This is a genomic window from Sinorhizobium sp. Y406, assembly GCF_058732025.1.
The window spans coordinates 2,408,221-2,425,562 of record NZ_CM178974.1; the positions used below are offsets into that span (position 1 = coordinate 2,408,221).

Here is a 17,342-nt window from a genome sequence, read left to right on the forward strand (position 1 = left end):
AATGCCAACGAAGATCAGACTAGGGCTTGAGGCGCGTTGGCTTTAGGACGATTCTGGCCGAAAGCGATCCTTTCGTGCCAATATGGAGCGGTTAGCGTGAAACCAGCCGTCAAAGCCTTCATCGTGGCCCTGCCGGAAACCGCAGGCTCCGCGCTCTACGGAATTGTCGACGTCCTCGCCGCGACAGGCACGCTCTGGCGGGAACTGGTGGGCGCGGAACCCGGCGTCGGGCTCATACGTCCAATGATCGTCTCCCCGTCACGGCAATCGTTCCGCTGCGGAAACGGCATTCCGGTCTCCCCCGATCTCGCAATGGAAGAGGCGCGCGACGCGGACATCGTGATCGTGCCTGAACTCTGGCTCGCCCCCGACGACGACATGCGCACACGCTATCCGCAAGTGAAGCAATGGATAATCGATCGCTATCGGGAGGGAAGCACCATCTATTCCGCTTGCTCCGGTTCGGTGCTACTTGCGGCAACCGGTTTGCTCGATGGTCGCGAGGCGACATCGCATTGGGGATATCAGGATCTCTTCCGTCGGCGCTTTCCCGACGTGCGCTTCAATCCAACCCCCAACCTGGTCTTCGGCGATCCCGCCGGCCGCATCGTCACGGCCGGCGGGACGACCTCCTGGCACGATCTGGTGATCCACATCGTCGCGCGTCATTGCAGTCCCGGCGAAGCTCTGAGGATCGCCAAGGTCTATCTCTTGAAATGGCACGGGGAGGGTCAGCTTCCCTATACGAGCCTGGTGCGGCACCAGCCGCATGCGGATGCGGCGGTCCGACGGGCCGAGGAATGGCTCGCCGCCAACTTCCGGCTGCCAAATCCGGTCGCGGGCGCCGTGGCCGCTTGTGGCATCGCCGAACGAAGCCTGAAGCGACGGTTCAAGGCGGCGACCGGGTCGACCCCGATGGAGCGCGTACAGAACCTGCGTATCGAAGAGGCCAAACGACTCCTGGAAGCCGGCGGCGGGGCTTCGTCGGAAGATATCGCGCCGGAAGTCGGTTACGAGAACCCGGCCTTCTTCCGGCGGCTGTTCAAGCGCCATACCGGGCTGACAACCGCAGAATACCGGCGAATGTTTCGCTCTATCTCCCTGGCGGCCGACAGCCGGGATGAGCGGGAAGCTGCCGAGGGGCATGCCCGCGCCAGCTGAGACCGCTACCCCGGCGACCCCTCCCCCCGTCGCTCCAGCCAATCCTTCAGCGCGACCGCATTGTTGCGGCTCTCGTCGCGCGCCGCATAAAGCAGCGTCACCGGTCCTTGCGCCAGCCGGTCGAGAAGCTCGCCTGCCGCCGCCGCCTGTGCAGCCCCGCCTTCCAGTTCGCCGGCATAGGCTTCGCAGAACGCCTCCCAGTCGTCCGGCTTGCCATGGAAGCGCTTGCGCAGCGCGTCGCTCGGCGCGATCTCCTTCAGCCAGAGGTCGATCCGCGCCTTCTCTTTGGCGATGCCGCGCGGCCACAGCCGGTCGACGAGAATGCGCGTTCCGTCGTCCGGCCCCGGCGCTTCATAGACACGTTTCAGTCGCAGTTCCCCCATCCGTCCCCCGGAAGCACTTTACGTGAAGTGACCATCCATCCCGCCCGAATGCAAGAGTCCGGGCGAGATGCGGCGCCTCAGCGGACGCTATTCGCGCATGAAGGTCTCGACCTCCTCCTGCGTCACCTCGCCATTGCCGTCGGCGTCGATCGCGTCAAAAATGCGCTTGTGAATGGTGCTGATCTCCTCGAAGGAGAGCGCATCGTTGCCGTCGGCATCGGCGATCGCGAACATCATCTTCATCATGTGCCTGCGTCCCCCCATCATCCGGCCGTGATATCCCATACGGCCCTGCCGCATCATGTCGCGCGGCATCGCGCGCTGCTGCCCCGCCTGGGGCGCCTGATCCGGCGTTTCCGCCTGCGGCGCCTCCGGCGCGGCCTCCGGTTCCTGAGGCGCATCGGCCGCCTGGGCGGCGGCGATGTTCGTCGAGCCCAGGGTCATGATGACAGCGAGGGCGGCCACCGCTGGCAATCGCATCGATAACATGAGCTTCCTCCTTTGGTTGGACAGAACAGGGTGGGCGGGAAAGCGCGCCTTGCGCTTGACCCCCCCGCGCTTGCGTCGCGGCCTCCTCTCCGGTTCATGCCGCTCCGCGGGCGTCTACCGGCTGCACATTCTGGTTCATGCGGAACAGATTGCCAGGATCGTAGCGGCGCTTGACCTCGACGAGCCGGTGATAATTGCCGCCATAGGCCGCCTCCACCCGGTTGACCTCGTCGGCCGGCATGAAATTGACATAGACGGTGCCGGCGGCATGCGGCCTCATCGCCTCGTAAACCTGGCGCGCCCACCCGATACAGGTCTCGTCCATGGCCGGTTCGCGCCAACGGGCATGCACATTCATGACGAAATGCGAATGGCGCTGCGGAAATGCCGTCTCCTCCGCCGCGATCCGGCCGGCCAGGCCTCCCACATGGCCGATGAAAACCTCGCATTCCGGCCCCGGCAGCTTCCGGATCGCCTCGATCAGAACATCGATCGCTGCGTCGGAAAGCTCGAGGAGATCATGGCTCTTCCAGTAGTTGCGGGCCCCCGGCGTCAGCAGCGGATCGAAAGCCTGCTCCCAGGCGAGGAAGGGATGGGGCGAGACCACGTCCACGATCGGATTGCCGATCGCGCGCAGGGCGGCCGTTGCTTTCTCGCCCGCCGCGATGTCACCGCAATAGCAGATGGCGAGCACCACGACTTCCTTGCCGTGCCACTCCTCAGGAATGAACGGCAACGGTGGTGCCTGACGCAGGACGACCCAGCAGGTGAGTTCGTCCGGCGCCGCCTCCAGCGCCTGCCGGTATTGCGCAAGGACTTGGCGCGCATCGTCGAAGGGGTGCACGACCAGCCCCGAAAGCACCTCTGGGCCGAGCTCGTGCAGGGCGAATTCGAAAGCCGTGACGACGCCGAAATTGCCGCCGCCGCCCTTCAAGGCCCAGAAAAGGTCGCGATGCTCCGTGGGATTCGCGCGCAGCAGCTCGCCGTTCGCCGTCACCACGTCCGCGGAGAGCAGGTTGTCGCAGGTCAGGCCGAATTTGCGCGCGGTCCAGCCGAACCCGCCGCCAAGCGCCAGTCCCGCAATGCCGGTGGTGGAGTTGATGCCGACGGGCAGCGCCAGTCCGAAGGCCTGGGTTTCCTTGTCGACATCGGCGAGCGTCGCGCCGGGTTCCACCCAGGCCCGTTTCGTCGTCGCATCGACGCGCACGGATTTCATGGGCGAGAGGTCGATCATCAGCCCGCCGTCGCACACGGCATTGCCGGCGATGTTGTGGCCGCCGCCCCGCACCGCCACCAGCAACTGGCTCTCCGCCGCGAAGCGAACGGCATTGATGACGTCGGACGCGCCGGCGCATTGCACGATCAAGCCGGGCCTGCGGTCGGTCATCGCATTCCAGATCGAGCGAGCCTCCTCGTAACCCGGATCACCTTGCTTCAGCACCCGCCCGCGCAATCGGCCTTGAAGCGCTTCGACAGCCGCGGCGCCGACGGTTGTTTTTCCTGCTTGCAGATTGGTGAGGCTCATATCGTTCATGATCCGCTCCTCCCGCGGTGGACCTCTGCCCCAGCAGTCGAGCATTCTGCGCCCTTGTAGGTCGGCCCGCAAGCAAGGCCGGCCCCGGCCGTCTACACATCTGTGGGAGCGGCCCCGCTCATGACAAACTCAGCGGTTCTGCCCGCATCAAGGAAGGATGGGATCAACCCGGCGCCGGCGCGGCCTCTCGGCGGAAGCCCTCGCTCGCCACCATCAGGTTCAGCGTGTAATTCTCGGCAATGCGGCCGGCTACGAGATCGGCCGAGGTGAGCCGCTCGACGACGCGCCCGCCCTGCATCACCGCCAGGCGATCGCACATATGGGTGACGACGCCGAGATCGTGGCTGACCAGGAGAAATGTCAGCTTGCGCCGCTGGCGCACCTCTTCGAGTAGGTTCAGCACCTCCGCCTGAACGGAGGCATCGAGCGCCGATGTCGGTTCGTCGAGGAGCAGGATCGAAGGCTCGAGGATCAGGGCCCGCGCGATCGCCACGCGCTGCCTCTGGCCGCCGGAAAGCTGATGCGGATAGCGGAAGCGGAAGCCGGAGCCGAGGCCCACCTCGTCGAGCGCCGTCACGATACGCCGCTCGCTATCGCCGAACCCGTGGACCGCGAGCGGCTCCGCCAACTGCCGGTCGATCGTCTGGCGTGGATGCAGCGATCCGTAAGGATCCTGGAACACCATCTGCACCGCGCGGTAAAAGGTCTTGTCGCGCGCGCCTTCAAGCGCCCGCCCCTGGACCCGAATGATGCCTGCGCTTGTCGGCGCAAGCCCGGCGATCGCGCGCAGGAGCGTCGATTTTCCCGAGCCGGACTCGCCGACGAGGCCGAAGGATTCTCCCGCCGCGATCTCGACGCCGACGTCGTCCACCGCCTTGAAGCCGTCGAAGAGGACGCTGAGATTTTCAACCGATACGGCCGCGGTCATAGCGCCCACTCCGGCTTGCGGTCGAGCACCGGCAGGGGGTGGCGGTCGGCGCCGATCACCGGCATGCAGTTCAGGAGACCCTGCGTATAGGGGTGTTTCGCATTGGCGAGATCCAAGGCGGCGATCTCCTCGACGATCCGCCCCGCATACATGACGAGCACCCGGTCGCAGAAGGAGGACACGAGCCGCAGATCGTGTGAAACGAAGATCAGCCCCATGCCGCGCTCCGACACAAGTTTGTCGAGGATCGACAGCACCTCGAGCTGCACGGTCACGTCGAGGGCCGAGGTCGGCTCGTCGGCGATCAACAGTTCCGGCCCGGCAATCAGCATCATCGCGATCATCGCCCTTTGACCCATGCCGCCCGAGACCTCATACGGATAGAGGTCGAACACACGCTTCGGGTCGCGGATCTGCACCGCGGCCAGCATGTCGAGCGTCCGTTCGCGCGCCTCCGCGCGACTGACCTTCTCATGTTGCCGCAGCGTCTCGACGATCTGCCGACCAATGCTCATAACCGGGTTCAGCGAATATTTCGGGTCCTGCAGGATCATGGCGATCCGCTTGCCGCGCAGATCCCTGCGCCGCTTCGGCGGGGCGTTCAAGAGATCGATGCCGTCGAAGGACAGCGTCTTCGCCGTCACCTCTGCCTGCGGCGGCGTCAGCCCCATGATCGCCCGGCCCGTCTGCGACTTGCCAGAGCCGCTCTCGCCGACGATGCCGAGGCGTTCGCGCCCCAGCGTGAAGGACACGCCGCGGACCGCCTCGACCACGCCGGTGCGGGTCGGGAAGCGGACCTTCAGGTCCTCGACCGTCAGAAGGACGCTCATTGGCCGCTCTCCCGCGGGTCGAGCGCGTCGCGCAGACCGTCGCCCAGCAGGTTGAATCCGAGGCTGACGATGAGGATGGCGATGCCCGGCATGGTGGCGACCCACCATTGATCGAGAATGAAGCGCCGCCCCGAGGCGATCATCGCACCCCATTCGGGCAGCGGCGGCTGCGCCCCGAGGCCGAGGAAACCGAGGCCCGCCGCCGTCAGAATAATGCCGGCCATGTCCAGGGTGACGCGCACGATCAGCGATGACAGGCACATCGGCATTACATGGCGGAAGACGATGCGCGCCGGCGACGCCCCCATCAGCCGTACCGCGGCGATGTAGTCGGAGTGGCGCACCGTCAGCGTCTCGGCGCGGGCGATGCGCGCATAGGGTGGCCAGGAGGTGATCGCGATGGCGATGACGGCATTCTCGATGCCCGGCCCGAGGGCTGCGACGAAGGCGAGCGCCAGCACAAGCTTCGGAAAGGCGAGGAAGATATCGGTGATGCGCATGAGGACCGCGTCGATCCAGCCGCCGGCATAGCCGGCGACGGCGCCGACGATCAGGCCAACGGGGGCGGCGATGATCGCGACGAGCCCGACGACCACGAGCGTCAGACGCGAACCATGGATCAGCCGCGACAGGATATCGCGTCCCTGATCGTCGGTGCCGAGCAGATAGCCCTCGCTGCCCGGCGGCTGCAGCCGCGCGCCGGCGAGATTGCCGACGAAGGGCGAATGCGGTGCAAGGAAGTCGGCAAAAGCGGCGACGAGCACGAGTGCCATGAGGATCAGAAGTCCGGCAACGGCGAGGTGGTTTGCCGAAAACCGACGCCAGGTCATATAGGCGCGGCCAAGCCGCGCCTGCATCCGCGATTGCGGCCGGTCGGAAAGAAGCCATTCGCGCCGCGTCATCGGGCGGCTTTGGGATGCAAGGCTCATCGCGCGCGCGTCCTCGGGTCAAGCGTCCGATAAAGGAGATCGGACAGGAGATTGATGCCGATGAACGCCGAGCCTATAACGATGGTGCCGCCGAGCACGGCGTTCATGTCGGCATTCTGCAGCGAATTGGTGATGTAGAGCCCAAGCCCCGGCCAGGCGAAGACCGTTTCGGTCAGCACCGAGCCCTCGAGCAGCCCCGCATAGGAAAGCGCGATCACGGTCACCAGCGGCACCGCCGCATTGCGCAGTGCGTGGCCCCAGATGATCCGCACCTCGGAAAGTCCCTTAGCGCGCGCGGCGACGATATATTCCTGCTGCAACTCGTTCAGCATGAAGCTGCGGGTCATGCGGCTGATATAGGCAAGCGAGAAATAGCCGAGCAGCGAGGCCGGCAGGATGATATGCCGGAAGACGTCGCGGAAGACGTCCCACTGACCCTGCCAGAGCGCATCGAGAAGATAGAAGCCGGTAATCGGCGTGAAGCTATATTCGTAGACGATGTCGATGCGGCCGGGATAGGCGACCCATCGCAGCCGCGCATAGAAGACGAGGAGGGCGAGCAGAGCCAGCCAGAAGATCGGCACGGAATAGCCGACGAGACCGATGATGCGGACGATCTGATCGGCAAGACTGCCGCGTTTGACGGCGGCGAGCACCCCGAGCGGCACGCCGATCAGCGCGCCGATCAAGGTCCCGAGCGTCGCAAGCTCGATCGTCGCCGGGAAGACGCGGCGGATATCGGTCATCACCGGATTGGTCGTCAGCACGGAGGTGCCGAAGTCGCCGGAAAGCGCCTGCCGAACATAGATGAAGAACTGCTGGTAGAGGGGCAGGTTGAGCCCCATCGCCTCGCGCGTCCGTTCGACGACATGCGCCGGCGCGCGGTCGCCGAGCACCGCCAGCACCGGATCGATCGGAATCACCCGGCCGATGAAGAAGGTGACGGCGAGCAGGCCGAGATACGTGGTCGCCACCACGACGAGGAATTGCAGCGCCGCGGCAATGATCTTGCGGGGACGGGCGCGCCGTTGCCCGTTCTCCCGCTCTGTTGCACTCAAGCTCAAGGACACGGTCCTTCCGGCTATTCCTTGGAGACGTTCCAGACGAAGTTCGTATCGAAGCTCGGCCCGAGCTTGTAGTCCTTGACGTTGCCGCGCAGGCCCGCGACCTCCGTCTTCTGGTAGATAATCGCGAAGGGGCTATCCTCGAGAACGGCCTTCTGGAGCTCCTTGTAGATCTCGGCACGCTTGGCGCTGTCGCGCTCGAGAAGCGCCTCCCTGGTCTTCTTGCTCAATTCCGGAATATCCCAGGCGTTTCGCCAGGCAAGCGTCTTCACCTTGCCTTCGTCGGAATTGTCCGGATTGCTGGCGAATGTCTCGGCATTCGAATGCGGGTCGAAATAGTCCATCCCCCACTCGCCGATATACATGTCATGGTTGCGGGCGCGATATTTCGTGAGCGTCTGCTTGCCGTCGCCAGGAATGATTTCGAGCTTCACGCCGGCTTGCCCCAGCGTCTGCTGGAAGGACTCCGCAATGCCGGTGACGGGCTGGGTGTTGCGCACGTCCATCGTCACGGAAAACCCGTCCGGATAACCGGCCTTGGCCAGGAGGTCCTTGGCCTTGGCGACGTCGAGCTTATAGGGGTTTTCGTCGAGCGCGCCGAGCACGCCCTTCGGCAGGAACGTCTGGTGGATTTCACCGATCCCCTTGATCAAGGTCGCGCCGATCGCGTCATAGTCGACGAGATATTTGAAGGCCTCGCGCACCTCGGGTTTCGCGAGGTCTTCGTTCTTCTGGTTGAGACTGATGTAATAGATGGTGCCCTTCGCCGCGTCGGTCGTCCAGAGGTCCGCATTTTTCGAAACCGCCTCGTAGTCGCCCGGCTCGAGATTGCGCGCGACGTCGACATCGCCGGCTTCGAGCGCGAGGCGTTGGCCGGAGCTTTCCTTCATATGCCGGTAGATGACCCGGGCGAGCTTCGCCTGTTCGCCGTAGTAATTGTCGTTGCGCTCCAGCACGACAACCTCGTTGGCTCGCCATTCGCGCAGCTTGAAGGCCCCGGAGCCGGCATAGCCGGTCTTCAGCCACTCATTGCCGAAGTCGTTGTCGTATTTGTAGGTGTCGCTCGGCTCGACGGATTTCACATGCTCGAGCACCAGCTTCTTGTCGACCACCGAAGCAACGGTGGCGGTCAGGCAGTTGAGCACAAAACTCGGCGCGTAGGGCTGGTCAACCGTGAACACAAAAGTCCCTTCGTCAACGGCCTTGGCCTTTTCGGTGACGTTGTCTCCCGTCAGACCGAATTGCGTGAGAATGAAAGCCGGGCTCTTGTCGAGCTTGACGGCGCGTTCGAAGGAATAGGCAACGTCCTCGGCGGTGATCGGATTGCCGGACGCGAATTTCATGCCGGGCTTCAGCTTGAACGTATAGGTGAGGCCGTCGTCGGACACCTCCCAGCTTTCGGCGAGATCGCCGATCACCTTGCTCGTGTCGTTGAGATCGAGGCGGACGAGCAGGCTGTAGGTGTTGCTGGTCATCTCGGCGGTCGAAATCTCGAAGGCCTCACCCGGATCCATGGTGATGATGTCATCAATCGCCCAGGCCTGGACGAGCGTGTCTTTCGGCGTCTCGGCAAATGTCGGCTGAGCCACGCCCATGGCAAGTGCCATGGCCGCAGATGCAGCCAGGAGTCGAAAACGTCCATGGAGCTTGTGCATCATTTTACGCTTCCCTCTTTTTTGCCCTTTGCGGGCTCTTCTTCACGAATTCAGGCATCCTCGTGCCAGGCTTTTGCGAGAACTCTCAACCAGTTCTCGCCGCATATCTTCTTGAGCTCGCGATCGCCATAGCCGGCCTCCCTCAGCGCTGCGACGAGCCGCTGATTGCCCGCCGCGTCGCCGATTGCCTCCGGGATCGTCGCGCCGTCGAAATCCGAGCCGAGCGCGATGCAGTCGATGCCGAGGCGCTCGACCATGTAGTCGACATGACGGACCATGTCGGCAAGCGGCGTCGCGGCGTTTTCCTGTCCATCCGCGCGGAGCATCGTCGTCGCATAATTGAGGCCGACGAGCCCCTGGCTTTCCCCGATCGCATCGAGCTGCCGGTCGGTGAGATTGCGGGCGACGGGCGTCAGTGCATGCGCATTGGAATGGCTGGCGACGAGCGGCTGGTCGGTGGTCTTCGCGACGTCCCAGAAGCCCTTTTCGGTGAGGTGGGCGAGATCGACCAGGATGCCGAGCCGGTTGCAGGCGCGCACGAGTTCGAAGCCGGCTTCCGTCAGGCCGCCGCCGCTATCCGGCGACATCGGATAGGCGAAGGGCACGCCGTGGCCGAAGACATTGTGGCGGCTCCACACGGGACCGAGCGAGCGAAGCCCGGCCGCATGGAAGGTCTCGAGCCCAGCCAGGTCCGGTCCGATCGCCTCGCAGCCTTCCATGTGGAGCACTGCCGCGAAGACCCCGTCGTCGATCGCTCTCCGGATTGCGTCGGTCGAGCGGCAGAGCCGCCAGGCGCCGGCCCGGTCGAGCCTGAAGGCGATGTCTGCGATCTCAAGCGCAGTTGCGAGCGACGGCAGGTGGTCGAGCGGAGCGGAGAGCGGCGTCGCATAATGGCCATTGGTGTCCGGCACCCTCAGGACAAGATCGCCGGACGGGATGTATATGGCGCAGAGCCCGCCGATGAGGCCGCCCTCCCTCGCCCGCGGCGCATCGATATGCCCCTTGTCGGTTCCGTCGATAAACTCCGCCACCGGATCGCTGCCGCCGCGTTCGCGCTGCCAAAGCCGCAGGAGCACGTCGTTATGGCCGTCGAATACCGCCTGCATGCGCAGAATTCCTCGTTATATCAGGGAGATCGGATGGATCATCCGCCATGCCGCGCCCGTGGGTGGACCGGTCGATGCTATTGAAAGGCACCGGCCATTTCAATGAATTTCCAGGGGCCCGCCCGCGGGCACCTGTAGCGAAATGTTGCAGGAAAGCCGCAATCGCATGGCGAGGACCTGTCGAACGAGACGCGCAGGACGATCGAATTGGTGTCAGGCGAGCGAAAATCTGCGATAGCTATGCGCAAAGAGCCGATGACCGCCGGTCATGACGACCGTCTGCCGCATGTCTCCTCGAGAGGCAAGGCGCTGAAGGACAGGCCGAGGGGAATCTGACGTGTCGTCGATCGCTGTTCTCAACCTCGCAATGCGGCTGGCGCGCACCTTCATCTGCCTGGCGCTGATGTTCGGCATTGCCGGCTGCGGCGGGCGACCCGTCGGGGTTCTCGTTCCCTCCGGTTCCGCCGACGGCGCCTCCAAGGTCGATCTCCTGGTCGCCACCACCCGGAAACCCTCCGAGGATCCCGGCATCCTTTTCACCGGCGAGCGCGCCCGGCAATTGTCGCTGACGGAAATCGTCGTCTCGATACCGCCCGAGAAGAACCGAACGGTCGGCCAGGTGCAATGGCCGAAGAAGCTTCCGCCCGACCCGAGCCGCGCTTTCTCGACCGTCAGCGTCGAGCCGATCGAGGCGGGCCCGCAAACGCGCGCCTGGCTCGAGGGGCATCTGCCCCGGAGCCGGCGGGTGCTGATCTTCGTCCACGGCTTCAACAATCGCTTCGAGGATGCGGTTTATCGCTACGCCCAGATCGTCCACGATTCCGGCGCCGACGTCGCTCCAGTGATCTTCACCTGGCCGTCGCGCGCGAGCATCTTCGACTATAATTACGACAAGGAAAGCACCAACTACTCGCGCGATGCGCTGGAGGAACTGCTGCAGCGCGCATCCAAGGATCCCGCAGTCGGCGAGATCACGCTGATGGCCCATTCCATGGGCTCGTGGCTCACCGTCGAAGCACTCAGGCAGATGGCGATCCGCGACGGCCGCGTTGCGCCCAAGATCACCGACGTGATCCTCGCGTCGCCTGACCTCGACGTCGACGTCTTCTCGCAGCAGATGCGGGCGATGGGCAAGGATCGGCCGAAATTCACGCTTTTCGTCTCCCGCGACGACCGGGCGCTGACCGTCTCTCGGCGCATCTCCGGCAATATCGACCGGCTCGGCCAGATCGATCCCACCGTCGAACCGTATCGCAGCCAGCTCGAAAACGCCGGCATCACCGTGCTCGACCTGACGGCACTCAAGGGCGGGGATCGGCTCAACCACGGCAAGTTCGCCGAAAGCCCGGAAGTGGTGCGGCTCCTCGGCAACCGGCTGATTGCCGGCCAGACCGTGACGGATTCGGATGTCGGACTTGGGGAGCGTGTCGGCGCCGTCGCGCTTGGAACCGCGCAAACCGTCGGCAGCGCGGCCAGCGTCGCCGTCTCGACCCCGATCATGATCTTCGACCCGCGTACCCGGCAGACCTATGACGACCAGCTGCGCCGCCTGGGCCAGTCGATGGAAAACACCGTCGGCTCCGCGGTCGCGCCGTAAACGCCTACCGCCTCAATGGAAAGTCGATTTCGAAAAGAGATTGAGAACCAGAACTCCGGCAATGATGAGCGCCAGGCCGAGGATGGCGGCAAAGTCCAGCTTCTGCCCGAAGGTCATGTAACCGACGAGCGAAATCAGCACAATGCCGAGGCCGCTCCAGAGCGCGTAGGCGATGCCAACCGGAATGTAGCGCAGCGTATAGGATAGGAAGAAGAAGGCAACGGCATAGCAGACGACCATGAGCAGGGTCGGCGCAAGCCGGGTGAAATGCTGTGCCGCTTGCATGGCCGAAGTGCCGAGCACTTCGAAGACGATGGCGATCACCAGGACAGTATAGAGCATGGCGGGGTTCATGGGCGACGTCTCCGGTCGGTTAGAGCATGGGATTACAGCGCTGCGCGTCTCTTCAGTCGCGCAAAGGTCGCCGTAGCACCTCGAAATTCGCGCCTCACTGCAACGACAGCGCCTTCAGCCTTTCAAGCAGCTCGGCGCGCATCGCCGTGTGGAGCTTGTGACTCCGCATCAGGTCTGCGAGCCAGACGCCGTCGGCGGCAAACCGGGCGATCAGGCAGTTGGGCGAGCCGTCGGTCTTGGCGAACTCGACCGAACGCCGCGCCACCCAGTCTCGCCAGCGCGCCTTGAGCTGCGGTTCGGCAAGCAGCGCGATCGCCAGCACCTGCCAATCCTGTCCTTCCGCTTCTCCGTCGAGGGCGAAGCAGACGGCGAGATAGGCGCGAGTGAAACGTCCCCGTTCGATATCGTCTTCGGCCATCGCCGCCGCGATCGCCCGGTCGAAGCGGGCGACGAGTTCGTCGAACAGGCCGTCGAGCAGGGCCAGCTTGTTGGGAAAATGGTGCAACAGCCCGCCTTTGCTGACCCCGGCCGCCTGCGACACCCGATCGAGCGTCACCGCGGCGATGCCCTGTTCGAGCGACAGCCGCGCGGCAACCTCCAGCAATTGCTGGCGCACGCGCTCCGGCTGCTTCTTCCTCTGATGGGCACTGATCATCGCATATTAAACATACCGTCTGGACGGTTTGTCAAGAGGCGCATTTCAAATGCGGCGCCGCCGCGATGAAACGCCGCAAGCGGCGAGCAGGCATTGTCCGCGGGTCGGGCCCGCGATACGACATCCGTTCGAAGGAAACGGCGATGACGGAAACGACGACGCTTTACGAGGCGATCGGCGGCGACGCGACGGTGCGGACGCTGACGCGGCGCTTCTATGAACTCATGGACAGCCTGCCGGAGGCGACTCGCTGCCGCGCCGTGCATCCGCCGGACCTCGCGGGCAGCGAGGAAAAGCTCTACGAGTACCTGACCGGCTGGCTCGGCGGCCCACCGATCTATGTGGAGAAGCGCGGCCATCCGATGCTGCGCCGCCGCCATTTCATCGCCGGGATCGGACCGGCCGAACGCGATGAGTGGCTGCTCTGCTTCACCCGCGCCCTGGAGGAAACCGTCTCCCATCCGAAGCTCAGGGAAATCATTCTCGCGCCGATCACGCGGCTCGCCTTTCACATGCAGAACAAGGAATAGTGTCGAATGCCGAACGGGGCGCTGCGCTCGACCATGCTTTTCGTCGCCGGGCTGATGGGCCTCTTCGGCGTCGCCGCGGCCGCCGCCGCTTCGCACGGGGCCGATCCGCGGCTCCTCGGCGGCGCATCCGCCATGTGCCTCGCCCATGCGCCGGCGGTCGTCGCGCTCCATGCCGGATGGGCGCATTTTCGCACGGCGGCTATCGCGGCCCTGCTGCTCGCCGCAGGAACGGCCGTCTTCGCCGGTGACCTGACGCTCCGTCATTTCGCCGGCCACGGCCTCTTCCCGATGTCGGCACCCCTCGGCGGGCTGACGATGATGGCGGGGTGGCTCGCCGTGGCGCTCGGGGCGTTTTTTCCGCGTCGATAGTTTTGCTGGGTCGGAGGCGTTATTCGCGCTGGTGCCCTGGATACCCCCTCTGGCCTGCCGGCCATCTCCCCCACAAGGGGGAGAAAATGTGCGGTGCGCTTTGCGCCTCAAGGGGAGCTTTCCGCTGCAGAAGCCTTCGGTCGGAGCGAGGAGCTAGCCGCGTGTATTCTCCCCCCTTGTGGGGGAGATGGCCGGCAGGCCAGAGGGGGTAAGAACGGGCGCGCCTGAAGCCTTCCCCTACGCCCCCTCGACGACCGTATAGCCCTCGAACTTCGGCGGCCCCAGATACATGGCGCGATTGTCGCCGGCATTGCGGTGGGCCGCCCGGAAGTTTTCCGATTTCGTCCAGGTGAGGAACGCGTCCTTGCTTTCCCAGGTCGACTTGGAAATGAACGGCGTATAGCCCTCTTCCGGCACGCTCTCGCCACGCAGCAGATGAAAATCGATGAAGCCGGGCATTTCGGCAAGACCCGAATCGCGCCCCTTCCAGACGGCCTCAAAGGCCCCCTCCTGTCCGAGGGCGACACGGAAACGGTTCATCGCGAAATACATGGGCTACCTCCCAAGCGCCTTCTTCTGCGTAGCGCACCTCGCCTCCGCATCCGGGAATGGCAGGATAACGCCCTCGGGCGAAGGCACAAGACCGTGCGGCGCCCTGCCCGGCTGCCGCGCCGGGAACTCCGCCAAGCCGGGGTTGTCCTCCAGCATCCGCGCGCGGCGCGTCAGCAATTCGTAGAGTTCCGGCACCAGCCCATCCCCGAACTGGGAGGCCAGCTTATGAAGACCGATCATCATCATCTGATCGGGACGCTCGTCATTCATCGTCACTTCTCCATGCGCTGACGCCCGCTCGACGTCGATGTTGCCGGGGCTCAATCCTCGCTGCCGGCGGTGAGGTCGTTCAGTGCCCGCTCCAGGCTCGATTTCGAGCCGTTGCGCAGCGGCACGAAGGCCTTGCCCCACTTCTTGCAGCCGGTCTTCACGCGAAGACATGCATCATGGCTGATGCAGTCGATCGGGCAGAAGACACAGTCGACCGACGGCAAGACCCGGTCGATGCGCGAAACCGCCTCCCGTAAACCGCCATCGTGGTGGATGAGTTCCGCTCCGAAGGAACTGGCGATCTCGCGCAGATGCGCCACCTGGCAGTCGCGGCCGCCGACATAAAGGAAGCTGCGGCCTTCGAGCGTTGCCTTGCCGCTACCGGTGCTCGCCTCTGGCTTCGGCTTGCCCCTGCCGCCCGTGGCTGAATTCTGGCCTTGCTGCCGTTTGCCGCGCATCCATTTTTCTCCGTCTTTTTCTCGCGGGCGCGTTTTCTGCCGCCGACCGCCATCAGATATCTTCCGGCGCCCACAGCGCCCGGTTGCATGGTGGGCGGCAACTTATTAAACTTGATTATGCGAGTAAAGTATAAACATGACTTTATAACTCATATTATTTCTGAAGAGATCCCTGGCCACGCCGGGCGGCGTGGCTGGTCCATGGCGCTTCGTCAGCGTTTGAATTCAAGCGGTATGGTAAAAGCCCAGTTGTCGCGCCCGGCGCCGGCCGGGATTGCCGGAAAGGGCGCTGCGCGACGCACGGCCCCGAGCGCGGCCTCGTCGAGAAGCGCCGAGCCGGCGCTCTTGGCGATGCCAACGCCGGCAAGCCCCCCATCGGAGGTGACGGTGAAACGTACATGCGCGACGCCGCGCAGGCCCTGACGCTTTGCCTCCGCGGGATAACGGAAGGCGCGGTTCAGCCTCCGCCGCACTTTGCCGGGATAATTCGAGACGGCCGCGTTACCCGCCTGTGATGCGCTGCCTTTGGCGCCCGTGGCCGCACTCGCAGCCGCATTTTCCACGCCGTCCGCCTGACCTTTGACCTGCGTCTTCGCCTGGCTTCCGGCTTCGCCCGCCTTCTTCCGCGCGACCTTCTTTCTTTTCACCGGCTCCTTCTTCGGTTCCGGCTTTTCGACGTTCTCCACGGTCTCCGGCGGCTCCGGCCTCGGATGCGGAACGACGGTCTCGACCGGGGCGACACTTGTCACCACTGCCGGCTCCGCGATTTCGGCGATCGGCACCTGCTCGGCCGGGAGGATCACGTCCGCTTCCGCGGGCGCAACCTCGGACGGCGGTTCGGAAACGAGATCGGGGATCGTCGGCTCGACCTCTTCGACCGCCTCTTCTACCGGCGGGATCTCTCTCGGCGCCAGTTCCGCCGGCGTCTCCTCGGTCGGCTCGACCACGTCGGACAGATCGCCGGCCTGTACTGTCTGTTCGAACGCGTTGCCGAGCAGCGCAACCTCCATGGCGGCGCCCCCGGCCATCTGAATGTCGTCTTCGTCGGGCTCGAACAGCATGGCGCCGCCGGCATGCGCGAGCAGCGACAGGGCGATCGCCCCGGTCCATTTGACGATTTGCTTCATCCGAACTCGCCTTCCGTTGGCCTGCGAGAGCCGGGCTTTATCAGCCCTTGAGTTCCACCGCCGATTTGGAACCGGTCTTCAGACCCCTCATGCAGGCGCCCTTCTCGATCCCCTCGCCGACGCACGCCGGGGCATCGTTGATGAGCAAGCTTTTGACCGCCTCGCATTTCGTGCCCGGCAGATCGAATTGCCGGACCTTCGTCTTGCCGGCAGGCAGGTCCCGAAAATCGAGCACGGCCATTCGCTCGACCAAACCTTTCTGGTCGAAGAGGATGAATTCGAACGAAGCCTTGGAAAGCGACTGCTGGAGACTGTTGTCGGCAACAAACGTGAGCTTGCAGCCTTTCTCCGACGGGGCAATCTCGTTGAGCTCGATCGAGAGTCCGCCGGATCGAGCGTCCTCTGCGGCAACGGTTCCTGCCATGCCGAGAACCACGATTGCGGCCGAAAAGGCCGAAAAGGAAAGATGGGCCATCGTTTCGTCACCCCTGGTCCGCGACCCCGCCCACCAACTCTTCGCCGGCGGCGCGATCAACTAACTTGACTTGAATTATCCCGTATTGCGTAAAAAAATATGAGTAACGAAGTCAAGATAGCAAATGGAAGACGCGGGGATAAAAGGGGGGATTTTGCCTGAAGTTCTCGCCTTCGCGAGCGGGCCGAAGCCGTGAATGACCCCGAAACCGAACACTCCCTGCAGCCGACCGCGATCATGAACGGGGCGGCCGATGCGTCGCTCGGCAATGTGCTCGGCTGACTCCCGGCGATGCACCCGCCGATTGGGCGCTGAGCACGCGCGATCGCATCATCATCCTCGACATCCGCCTGACGCGGGCCGTGCTCGGCATGCTGGTCGGTGCGGCCCTTGCGGTCTCCGGCGCCATCATGCAGGGCCTCTTCCGCAATCCGCGGTGAGCAGCGCCGGGTCCAGCTCGCGCGCGTGCTCTGCCAGCTATTCGCGCCGGTCGCCGAGGGCGAGCCCCGCTACCTCCTGCTTGACGAGTCGGTGTCGAGCCTCGACATTCTTCACCAGCTGAACATCATGCCTTCTGCGAACGGGGCGGCGGCGTCATCGCCATCATGCACGACCTCAATCTTACCGCCATGTTCGCCGATCAGATGATGATGATGAAAAAATCCGGCCGCATCCGCGCCCGCGGCGCGCCGGGCGACGTCCTCACCGACGAGCCCATGGAAGCCGTGTTCGGCTGCCGGCTGCAGGGGGGCGTCGCGCCGGCGCGCGACGTCCCCTTCGTGTTGCCGCAGTCGGCCGCCCGCTGAGCTTCAGCAGCAAACCGTAGCAACGCCAAGATTTATCGAAACAAATCTCTCCCTCATGCGTTGATCGGGC

20 protein-coding genes and 2 pseudogenes are annotated in these 17,342 nt (G+C 64.4%); 6 read left to right on the forward strand and 16 right to left on the reverse strand.

The genetic code is table 11. From position 1 onward, the window contains the following. Positions 1–96: 96 nt before the first annotated feature. Complete coding sequence (locus tag AC4P1R_RS11525; protein ID WP_069458108.1) at positions 97–1,161, forward strand: GlxA family transcriptional regulator; 1,065 nt, start codon at positions 97–99, stop codon at positions 1,159–1,161. Positions 1,162–1,166: 5 nt separating this feature from the next. On the opposite strand, the gene AC4P1R_RS11530 is transcribed toward AC4P1R_RS11525, so the two are convergent. From AC4P1R_RS11530 to AC4P1R_RS11570, 9 genes are all read right to left on the reverse strand, one after another. Further along, complete coding sequence (locus tag AC4P1R_RS11530) at positions 1,167–1,544, reverse strand: DUF488 domain-containing protein (RefSeq protein ID WP_069458109.1); 378 nt, start codon at positions 1,542–1,544, stop codon at positions 1,167–1,169. An 87-nt stretch (positions 1,545–1,631) separates the two neighbouring features. Then, a complete protein-coding gene (locus AC4P1R_RS11535) occupies positions 1,632–2,033 on the reverse strand; it encodes an EF-hand domain-containing protein (RefSeq protein WP_492176970.1) in 402 nt (133 codons plus the stop codon). Positions 2,034–2,127: 94 nt separating this feature from the next. Continuing rightward, positions 2,128–3,567 (reverse strand): FAD-binding oxidoreductase, encoded by a 1,440-nt coding sequence (locus tag AC4P1R_RS11540; RefSeq protein ID WP_492176971.1) that lies wholly within the window; start codon positions 3,565–3,567, stop codon positions 2,128–2,130. Positions 3,568–3,730: 163 nt separating this feature from the next. Continuing rightward, on the reverse strand, positions 3,731–4,495 hold the full coding sequence (locus AC4P1R_RS11545) for an ABC transporter ATP-binding protein (RefSeq protein WP_492176972.1): 765 nt from the start codon (positions 4,493–4,495) through the stop codon (positions 3,731–3,733). Next, the gene (locus AC4P1R_RS11550) at positions 4,492–5,325 is read right to left on the reverse strand and encodes an ABC transporter ATP-binding protein (RefSeq protein ID WP_069458113.1); all 834 of its coding nucleotides are present in this window, start codon (positions 5,323–5,325) and stop codon (positions 4,492–4,494) included. Before AC4P1R_RS11550 ends, AC4P1R_RS11545 begins: the two co-directional genes overlap by 4 nt. Then, positions 5,322–6,254, reverse strand: coding sequence for an ABC transporter permease (locus tag AC4P1R_RS11555; protein ID WP_069458114.1), 933 nt, complete (start codon positions 6,252–6,254; stop codon positions 5,322–5,324). The genes AC4P1R_RS11550 and AC4P1R_RS11555 overlap by 4 nt, the downstream gene beginning before the upstream one ends. Then, positions 6,251–7,312 carry an ABC transporter permease gene (locus tag AC4P1R_RS11560; protein ID WP_492177743.1) on the reverse strand — a complete coding sequence of 354 codons (1,062 nt, stop codon included), beginning with the start codon at positions 7,310–7,312 and terminating at the stop codon, positions 6,251–6,253. The genes AC4P1R_RS11555 and AC4P1R_RS11560 overlap by 4 nt, the downstream gene beginning before the upstream one ends. Positions 7,313–7,335: 23 nt before the next feature. After that, complete coding sequence (locus AC4P1R_RS11565; protein ID WP_069458116.1) at positions 7,336–8,976, reverse strand: ABC transporter substrate-binding protein; 1,641 nt, start codon at positions 8,974–8,976, stop codon at positions 7,336–7,338. Positions 8,977–9,023: 47 nt separating this feature from the next. After that, on the reverse strand, positions 9,024–10,079 hold the full coding sequence (locus AC4P1R_RS11570) for a dipeptidase (RefSeq protein WP_069458117.1): 1,056 nt from the start codon (positions 10,077–10,079) through the stop codon (positions 9,024–9,026). A gap of 367 nt (positions 10,080–10,446) precedes the next feature. Between AC4P1R_RS11570 and AC4P1R_RS11575 the strand changes: the two genes are divergently transcribed. Then, on the forward strand, positions 10,447–11,676 hold the full coding sequence (locus AC4P1R_RS11575) for an alpha/beta hydrolase (protein ID WP_069458213.1): 1,230 nt from the start codon (positions 10,447–10,449) through the stop codon (positions 11,674–11,676). A gap of 12 nt (positions 11,677–11,688) precedes the next feature. On the opposite strand, the gene AC4P1R_RS11580 is transcribed toward AC4P1R_RS11575, so the two are convergent. Both AC4P1R_RS11580 and AC4P1R_RS11585 read right to left on the reverse strand, forming a co-directional pair. Beyond that, a complete protein-coding gene (locus AC4P1R_RS11580) occupies positions 11,689–12,030 on the reverse strand; it encodes a DMT family transporter (RefSeq protein ID WP_069458118.1) in 342 nt (113 codons plus the stop codon). A gap of 94 nt (positions 12,031–12,124) precedes the next feature. After that, positions 12,125–12,685 carry a TetR/AcrR family transcriptional regulator gene (locus tag AC4P1R_RS11585; protein WP_492176973.1) on the reverse strand — a complete coding sequence of 187 codons (561 nt, stop codon included), beginning with the start codon at positions 12,683–12,685 and terminating at the stop codon, positions 12,125–12,127. A 143-nt stretch (positions 12,686–12,828) separates the two neighbouring features. On the opposite strand from AC4P1R_RS11585, the gene AC4P1R_RS11590 reads away from it, so the two are divergent. Both AC4P1R_RS11590 and AC4P1R_RS11595 read left to right on the forward strand, forming a co-directional pair. Beyond that, a complete protein-coding gene (locus tag AC4P1R_RS11590) occupies positions 12,829–13,215 on the forward strand; it encodes a globin domain-containing protein (RefSeq protein WP_492176974.1) in 387 nt (128 codons plus the stop codon). Positions 13,216–13,221: 6 nt separating this feature from the next. After that, positions 13,222–13,584 carry a DUF423 domain-containing protein gene (locus AC4P1R_RS11595; protein ID WP_069458121.1) on the forward strand — a complete coding sequence of 121 codons (363 nt, stop codon included), beginning with the start codon at positions 13,222–13,224 and terminating at the stop codon, positions 13,582–13,584. 237 nt (positions 13,585–13,821) lie between these two features. On the opposite strand, the gene hmuQ is transcribed toward AC4P1R_RS11595, so the two are convergent. From hmuQ to AC4P1R_RS11620, 5 genes are all read right to left on the reverse strand, one after another. Next, the gene (gene hmuQ, locus AC4P1R_RS11600) at positions 13,822–14,136 is read right to left on the reverse strand and encodes a heme-degrading protein HmuQ (protein WP_069458122.1); all 315 of its coding nucleotides are present in this window, start codon (positions 14,134–14,136) and stop codon (positions 13,822–13,824) included. Between the two features lie 3 nt (positions 14,137–14,139). Further along, positions 14,140–14,406 (reverse strand): hypothetical protein, encoded by a 267-nt coding sequence (locus tag AC4P1R_RS11605; RefSeq protein WP_069458123.1) that lies wholly within the window; start codon positions 14,404–14,406, stop codon positions 14,140–14,142. A gap of 50 nt (positions 14,407–14,456) precedes the next feature. Continuing rightward, a complete protein-coding gene (locus tag AC4P1R_RS11610) occupies positions 14,457–14,864 on the reverse strand; it encodes a DUF2325 domain-containing protein (protein ID WP_069458124.1) in 408 nt (135 codons plus the stop codon). Positions 14,865–15,076: 212 nt separating this feature from the next. Then, complete coding sequence (locus AC4P1R_RS11615; protein WP_492176975.1) at positions 15,077–15,991, reverse strand: TonB family protein; 915 nt, start codon at positions 15,989–15,991, stop codon at positions 15,077–15,079. A 40-nt stretch (positions 15,992–16,031) separates the two neighbouring features. Then, positions 16,032–16,466, reverse strand: a complete 435-nt coding sequence (locus AC4P1R_RS11620; RefSeq protein WP_492176976.1) for a hypothetical protein — start codon at positions 16,464–16,466, stop codon at positions 16,032–16,034. Positions 16,467–16,694: 228 nt separating this feature from the next. Between AC4P1R_RS11620 and AC4P1R_RS11625 the strand changes: the two are divergent. Continuing rightward, positions 16,695–16,900 (forward strand): annotated as a pseudogene (locus tag AC4P1R_RS11625) (iron chelate uptake ABC transporter family permease subunit); the annotation flags it as partial. Position 16,901: 1 nt separating this feature from the next. Further along, a pseudogene (locus tag AC4P1R_RS11630) lies at positions 16,902–17,272 on the forward strand (ATP-binding cassette domain-containing protein); the annotation flags it as partial. Positions 17,273–17,342: the final 70 nt, after the last annotated feature.

Coding starts and splice junctions, on each gene's coding strand:
- AC4P1R_RS11550 (WP_069458113.1), bottom strand. CDS start 5,325: ATGAGCGTCCTTCTGACGGTCGAGGACCTGAAGGTCCGCTTCCCGACC.
- AC4P1R_RS11605 (WP_069458123.1), bottom strand. CDS start 14,406: ATGAATGACGAGCGTCCCGATCAGATGATGATGATCGGTCTTCATAAG.
- hmuQ (WP_069458122.1), bottom strand. CDS start 14,136: ATGTATTTCGCGATGAACCGTTTCCGTGTCGCCCTCGGACAGGAGGGG.
- AC4P1R_RS11530 (WP_069458109.1), bottom strand. CDS start 1,544: ATGGGGGAACTGCGACTGAAACGTGTCTATGAAGCGCCGGGGCCGGAC.
- AC4P1R_RS11545 (WP_492176972.1), bottom strand. CDS start 4,495: ATGACCGCGGCCGTATCGGTTGAAAATCTCAGCGTCCTCTTCGACGGC.
- AC4P1R_RS11615 (WP_492176975.1), bottom strand. CDS start 15,991: ATGAAGCAAATCGTCAAATGGACCGGGGCGATCGCCCTGTCGCTGCTC.
- AC4P1R_RS11540 (WP_492176971.1), bottom strand. CDS start 3,567: ATGAACGATATGAGCCTCACCAATCTGCAAGCAGGAAAAACAACCGTC.
- AC4P1R_RS11555 (WP_069458114.1), bottom strand. CDS start 6,254: ATGAGCCTTGCATCCCAAAGCCGCCCGATGACGCGGCGCGAATGGCTT.
- AC4P1R_RS11590 (WP_492176974.1), top strand. CDS start 12,829: ATGACGGAAACGACGACGCTTTACGAGGCGATCGGCGGCGACGCGACG.
- AC4P1R_RS11585 (WP_492176973.1), bottom strand. CDS start 12,685: ATGATCAGTGCCCATCAGAGGAAGAAGCAGCCGGAGCGCGTGCGCCAG.
- AC4P1R_RS11610 (WP_069458124.1), bottom strand. CDS start 14,864: ATGCGCGGCAAACGGCAGCAAGGCCAGAATTCAGCCACGGGCGGCAGG.
- AC4P1R_RS11595 (WP_069458121.1), top strand. CDS start 13,222: ATGCCGAACGGGGCGCTGCGCTCGACCATGCTTTTCGTCGCCGGGCTG.
- AC4P1R_RS11620 (WP_492176976.1), bottom strand. CDS start 16,466: ATGGCCCATCTTTCCTTTTCGGCCTTTTCGGCCGCAATCGTGGTTCTC.
- AC4P1R_RS11580 (WP_069458118.1), bottom strand. CDS start 12,030: ATGAACCCCGCCATGCTCTATACTGTCCTGGTGATCGCCATCGTCTTC.
- AC4P1R_RS11565 (WP_069458116.1), bottom strand. CDS start 8,976: ATGATGCACAAGCTCCATGGACGTTTTCGACTCCTGGCTGCATCTGCG.
- AC4P1R_RS11570 (WP_069458117.1), bottom strand. CDS start 10,079: ATGCAGGCGGTATTCGACGGCCATAACGACGTGCTCCTGCGGCTTTGG.
- AC4P1R_RS11575 (WP_069458213.1), top strand. CDS start 10,447: ATGCGGCTGGCGCGCACCTTCATCTGCCTGGCGCTGATGTTCGGCATT.
- AC4P1R_RS11535 (WP_492176970.1), bottom strand. CDS start 2,033: ATGTTATCGATGCGATTGCCAGCGGTGGCCGCCCTCGCTGTCATCATG.